Raw genomic sequence first — 5074 nt, forward strand, 5'->3', positions numbered from 1 at the left:
TGCCACGGCGCCTGAGTCGGTCGTTCGATCGATCAGATTGGGCGTTGCTTGCGGCGCTGAGCGGATTCTGCGGTTTCACTCGTGCCGAGATCGGAGAGGCAGCGCGGTGGCCGCCCGCGAGCGTGGGCCGGAGAGCGCACACCCGGACCACCCGCCGCGCGCCAGCGGTGGCATGAAGCGAACCCTGAAAGTCCGCACAGGGCCGCTCGGCGTCGACCAGGCGACGTGTTCGAGCGCGAGGCTCAGGCCTGCAGCCGCCCCGGCGCCGAGTTCGAGAACGGCCGGCTGTTCTCGATGCGCCGCCATTTGCGCTGTTCCCAGGTCTGCGGGCCTTCGAGTGGCCAGGCGTCGACCAGCGGCGTCAGCTCGGCGCGTGGGACGCGCGCGAACTGCGGCCCCGTCTGGCCGAGCAGCCAGCGGCCACGCCGCAGCCGCGCCGGCAGAGCCGCCCGGTTGTCGCCGGCCCAGTAGACGCAGCCGCGCTCGGCCCAGAAGGCCTGGCGCTCGAAGTTCACGCGGCCGGCAAAACCCGTGTAGTCGGGGAAGATCAGCGCCTCGTCGTGGGTCTCGACCACCGCATAGAGCAGGTCGCCGGGCGAATCGCCCGCGCCGCGGTGCACGAAGACGACGCGCTCGATGTCCTGCGCGTTGATCCGATCGACTTCCGCGTCCTCGCGGTAGACGACGATGTCCTGGCCGTGCCAGGCGGTGCGCCAGAAGCCTCTCATGCTCTGATCTCCACGGTTCCGGTCAATGGGAGAAGCAACCATAGCCGGCCGCGCTTGTCACACTGTGTCGAGTCGCATCAAGCTGCAAGCAGGCTCGCTCCGATGGCCGCCGCGAGGCCGGCCAGCAGCGCCGCGCCGACGCGCAGCGCATAGGCTGCGCCGCCCGCCGCGAAGGCGGTGACGAGCCGTGTCAGCGTGTTGACGCCGATCGCCAGCAGCGTGCCGATCCACAGCGTGCGCACGTCGAGCTGCTGTGCGGTGAACAGCGACAGCAGCGAGGCGATCGGCGCATGGGCGTCGGCCATGGCGGCCAGTGCCACGCTGGTCAGCACGCCGGCGTTGCCGAAGCGCTGCTGCGCCTGGCCGACCAGCAGCGCCACGCCGCCCAGCAGCACAGCGACCAGCAGCGCCTCGCGCAGCTGCAGCGCGCTGCGTTCGCCGAGCACGGGCGGCCGGCCATTGCCCTCACCGCCGAACGACGCCAGCGCGGCCACCACCAGCGTGCCGGCGACGCCGGCCAGCGCCATCGGCCACAGCGTGCCGAGCGCCGACGGTGCCAGCGCCGCGGCGAGCACCAGCACCTGCAGCCAGGTCGCGCAGCCCGACAGCGCCGCCGCAGCCGCCGCCAGCCGCAGCGGCGTACTGCCGGCGCGCGCACGGGCGCCGAACGCGGCGACCGTGGCCGTGCTCGACACGAAGCCGCCGAAGAAGCCCGACGCGGCCGTGCCGTGGCGCTCGCCGAGCAGGCGCAGCGCCACATGCCCCGCCGCCTGCAACGCGAGGATCAGCAGCACCAGCGCCGCCAGCGGACGCGCCCGCATGCCGCCCAGCCAGGCGATCGGCCCGTCGGGCACCAGCGGCAGCAGCACCAGTGCGAAGCCGGCGAGCATCAGGCCGTCGTGCAGCTCGCGCTGGCTCAGCCACTGCGTCGCGAAGCGGTGCAATTGCGTGCGTGCGGCCAGCAGCACGGCCAGCAGCGTGCCGCAGGCCGCACCGAGCAGCGGCTCGCGTACGGCCAGCACGCCGACGAGGAAGGTGGCGACGAGCGCCAGCTCCGTGGTCAGGCCCGGGTCGCGCGACTGGCTGCGCGCATAGGCCAGCGCCGCCATGGCGCCGACGATCAGCGCGCCCGCGAGCACCAGCCCCGGCACCGCCAGGGCCTGCGTCAGCGCGCCGAGCAGCGCGGCGATCGAGAAGCTGCGCACGCCGGCCGCGGCACGGTCGTCGCCTTCGCCCTTGCGGCGCTCGCGCTCCAGCCCGATCAGCAGGCCGCAGCCGAGCGCCACCGCGATGCCTGCGGCGCTGCTGCCTTCGCCCAGGAACAGATTCAGAGCTCGACCTGCGACAGGTGCTCGGGCACGTGCACGGCCCAGCCGAGCTCGTCGGCGATGCGGCTGCGCAGTGCGTCGGCCGCGGCCGGCTCGCCGTGCACCACGAAGGTCTGCCTCGGTGCCGCCTCGAAGCCCTGCAGCCAGTGCATGAGCTCGTTGGCGTCGGCATGGCCGGAGAAGCCCTCGAGGTGGCTGACCTGCGCCTTCACCGCGACGTACTCGCCGAAGATCTTCACCTCGGTCGCGCCGGCGATCAGCTTGGCACCGCGCGTGCCACCCACCTGGAAGCCGGGAAAGACGATCGAGTGGCGCGGGTTCGGCGCCATCGCCTTGAGGTGATGCAGCACACGCCCGCCGGTGGCCATGCCGCTGGCCGAGATGATCACGCTCGGCCAGCGCGTGCGTGACACCTTCTCCGACTGCTGCGGCGTGGTCACCACCGTGACGCCGTCGCACAGCGTGTTCGCCTCGCGCGGCGACAGGCGCAGCAGCTTGCGGTGCTTCTGGTACACCGCCGTCGCGGTGGTTGCCATCGGGCTGTCGAGGAACACCGGCGTGTCCTGCGGAATCTCCCCCGCGGCCTTCAGCCGCTGCAGCACCAGCATCAGCGCCTGCGCGCGGCCGACCGCGAACGAGGGCAGCAGCACCGAGCCGCCGCGGCGCAGCGTGGCGCGCACCACCGCACCGAGTTGCGCCTGCGCATCCTCGGGCGGGTGAACGCGGTTGCCGTAGGTCGACTCGACCAGCAGCACGTCGGCATGCGGCACCTGCCGCGGCGCGGGCATCAGCAGGTCGTTGCTGCGGCCGACGTCGCCGGAGTAGACCAGCGTCACGTCGCGGTGCCGCAGCGTCACCGCGCAGGCGCCGAGCAGGTGGCCGACGGGCGTCAGCTCGGCCAGCACGTTGCCCAGGCGCACCGTCTTGGCCGCAGGCAGCGGCGTCAGCTTCGCGATCGCGCGCTTGGCGTCGCTCACCGTATACAGCGGCAGCGCCGGCGCATGGCGCGAGAAGCCGCGGCGGTTGGCGCGCCGTGCGTCCTCTTCCTGCAGGTGGGCGCTGTCGAGCAGCATCACCTCGGCCAGGTCGCGCGTGGCCTGGGTGCAGTGGATCGGCCCCTTGAAGCCCTGCTTGACCAGCGCTGGCAGGTAGCCGCTGTGGTCCAGGTGGGCGTGGCTGAGGATCACTGCATCGATCTCGCGCGCCGGCAGCGGCAAGGGTGCCCAGTTGCGTTCGCGCAGTGTCTTGAAGCCCTGGAACAGGCCGCAGTCGAGCAGGATGGTCTGGCCGTCGATGTCGACGAGGTGGCGCGAACCGGTGACGGTGTCGGCGGCACCGAGGAAGTGGATCTTCATGGCGTCGGGTCGTCCTTCAGGATGTCGAGTTCGGCGTAGCCGGTGGCCGGGTCGATGCGGCGCTCGAAGCGTTGCCCGGGCAGTACGGCGAGCAGCACTTCGGCGGTGGTGCGGATGCGGCAGCCGTTCAGCACATGGCCGCCGAGCAGCTGGCCGCGTGCGTCCGACAGGCTGGCATGCAGGTGGGCGCCGCCGCTGCCCAGCGTGCCCGACAGCGTGAGGATCTCGGTGTCGCCGGTGATCGTGATGGCCTCGGCGGCGCCGGCCAGGCGCAACTGCGCCGGTGCGAGGCTGCCTATGCCCGACAGCACGAACGCAGCGGCGTGGCCGCGCGAGGTCAGGGCGGCGATCAGCGCCTCGCGCAGGTCGTCTCCGGGGTGCAGGCGCAGCGCGAGCAGCATGGTGGGCGAGAGCCTAGCGCACTCGGGCGGCCGTTCAGCGACGACCGATCGACATGGCGCGGCAACCGGTGGCAAGCGCCACAGGACCGCATCAGGCCGCCACGACGATCGGAAAGCGCGCGCGCAGCGCATCGCCGGCCGGCTCGAAGGCCACGGTCAGCGCCGTGCGGTCCTCGCCGCGCAGCCGTTGCCAGAGGAAGTCGCGCGCATTGCCCGGGTCGCCCTGCACGTAGACCTGCGTGGTCAGCAGCTCGCGGCTGCCGAGCCTGACCTTCAGGTGGATGTGCGGCGTGCGGCCGCTGTAGGGCGCCGGGCGGATGGTGCGGAAGCGGTAGCTGCCGTCGGCGCCGACAGTGACGCGGCCGAAGCCCTGGAAGTCCGCATCGGCGCGGCCGCCATCGCCGGGGTGGTGGTAGTGGCCCTGGGCATCGCACTGCCAGATCTCGACCACGCCGCCGGCCAGCGCACGACCCTCGGTATCGGTCAGCGTGCCTTCGAGTTGCGCGGCATGGCCCTTGGCGTAGCGGCGCGAGCCCTGGACCAGCAGGTCGCCGTCGCTGTCGGCCGGCAGCGCGACCGGGTAGAACGGTCCTTCGGTCTGCGACGGCGTGGGGCGCAGGCGGCCTTGCGCCAGTGCGCTGCGCCACACCGCCGGTGCGGCGAGGGCGACGGCGGCGCCGAGCATCAGTCGGCGGGTGGGGCGGTGCGTGGTGTGCATGCGGTCTCCGGAACGATCGGTGTGATCAGCGTGAATAGGCCTTGCGCGAACCGTCCTCGAAGACGGCATCGTCGCGTGTGACCTGTCCGGCCTCGTCGAGTTCACGCTCCCGCATCACCCGGCCCCGATCGTCGTGGTGGCGTTCGCTGCGCAGGCGGCCGGCCTCGTCGAAGCGGCGGTGCACGCCGCTGGCCTGCCGCTCGTAGCGGCCCTCGAGCCACCAGCTGCCCTCGAAGGCCGGTTTGCCGTTGTCGTGGAAGCCGGTGTCGCGGCGCAGCCGGCGGCCGCCTTCGCTGGCGAACTCGCTGGCCTCGCGCGGCTGGCCGTTGAGGTACCAGTGCTTCTCGCTGCTGAGTTCGGCGCCGCGTTCGACCGGCGTCCAGCGCCGCTCGCGCACCAGCGTGCCGCTGTCGTGAAACTCCTGCTCCAGCGTGGTGATGCGACGGCGCGCGCCGTCGTTGCCGCCGAGCTGCCAGGTCCACTGTGTCTCGCGGCGCTTCGTGCCGTCGCTGGCAAAGCTGCGCTCGACGCCGCCCTGTGCGTT

The 5074-nt window shown here is 72.5% G+C and carries 5 protein-coding genes and 1 pseudogene; all 6 read right to left on the reverse strand.

Features of this window, described 5'->3' with window-relative positions:
* Positions 1 to 242: 242 nt before the first annotated feature.
* Entirely contained in the window at positions 243 to 728 is a 486-nt protein-coding gene (locus AAG801_RS40460; RefSeq protein WP_341893516.1) for a hypothetical protein, read from the reverse strand.
* Between the two features lie 77 nt (positions 729 to 805).
* Positions 806 to 2014, reverse strand: coding sequence for a DUF4010 domain-containing protein (locus AAG801_RS40465; RefSeq protein WP_341893517.1), 1209 nt, complete (start codon positions 2012 to 2014; stop codon positions 806 to 808).
* A 41-nt stretch (positions 2015 to 2055) separates the two neighbouring features.
* Positions 2056 to 3411 (reverse strand): MBL fold metallo-hydrolase, encoded by a 1356-nt coding sequence (locus tag AAG801_RS40470; protein ID WP_341893518.1) that lies wholly within the window; start codon positions 3409 to 3411, stop codon positions 2056 to 2058.
* Entirely contained in the window at positions 3408 to 3812 is a 405-nt protein-coding gene (locus tag AAG801_RS40475) for a PPC domain-containing DNA-binding protein (RefSeq protein WP_341893519.1), read from the reverse strand. Before AAG801_RS40475 ends, AAG801_RS40470 begins: the two co-directional genes overlap by 4 nt.
* A gap of 91 nt (positions 3813 to 3903) precedes the next feature.
* The gene (locus AAG801_RS40480; RefSeq protein ID WP_341893520.1) at positions 3904 to 4530 is read right to left on the reverse strand and encodes a protocatechuate 3,4-dioxygenase; all 627 of its coding nucleotides are present in this window, start codon (positions 4528 to 4530) and stop codon (positions 3904 to 3906) included.
* Between the two features lie 25 nt (positions 4531 to 4555).
* A pseudogene (locus AAG801_RS40485) lies at positions 4556 to 5074 on the reverse strand (hypothetical protein); the annotation flags it as partial.

It is taken from the genome of Variovorax sp. YR752 (assembly GCF_943372545.1).

Excerpts from the sequence above, each read along its gene's own strand:
- AAG801_RS40460 (WP_341893516.1), bottom strand. The coding sequence starts at position 728 with ATGAGAGGCTTCTGGCGCACCGCCTGGCACGGCCAGGACATCGTCGTC.
- AAG801_RS40470 (WP_341893518.1), bottom strand. The coding sequence starts at position 3,411 with ATGAAGATCCACTTCCTCGGTGCCGCCGACACCGTCACCGGTTCGCGC.
- AAG801_RS40475 (WP_341893519.1), bottom strand. The coding sequence starts at position 3,812 with ATGCTGCTCGCGCTGCGCCTGCACCCCGGAGACGACCTGCGCGAGGCG.
- AAG801_RS40480 (WP_341893520.1), bottom strand. The coding sequence starts at position 4,530 with ATGCACACCACGCACCGCCCCACCCGCCGACTGATGCTCGGCGCCGCC.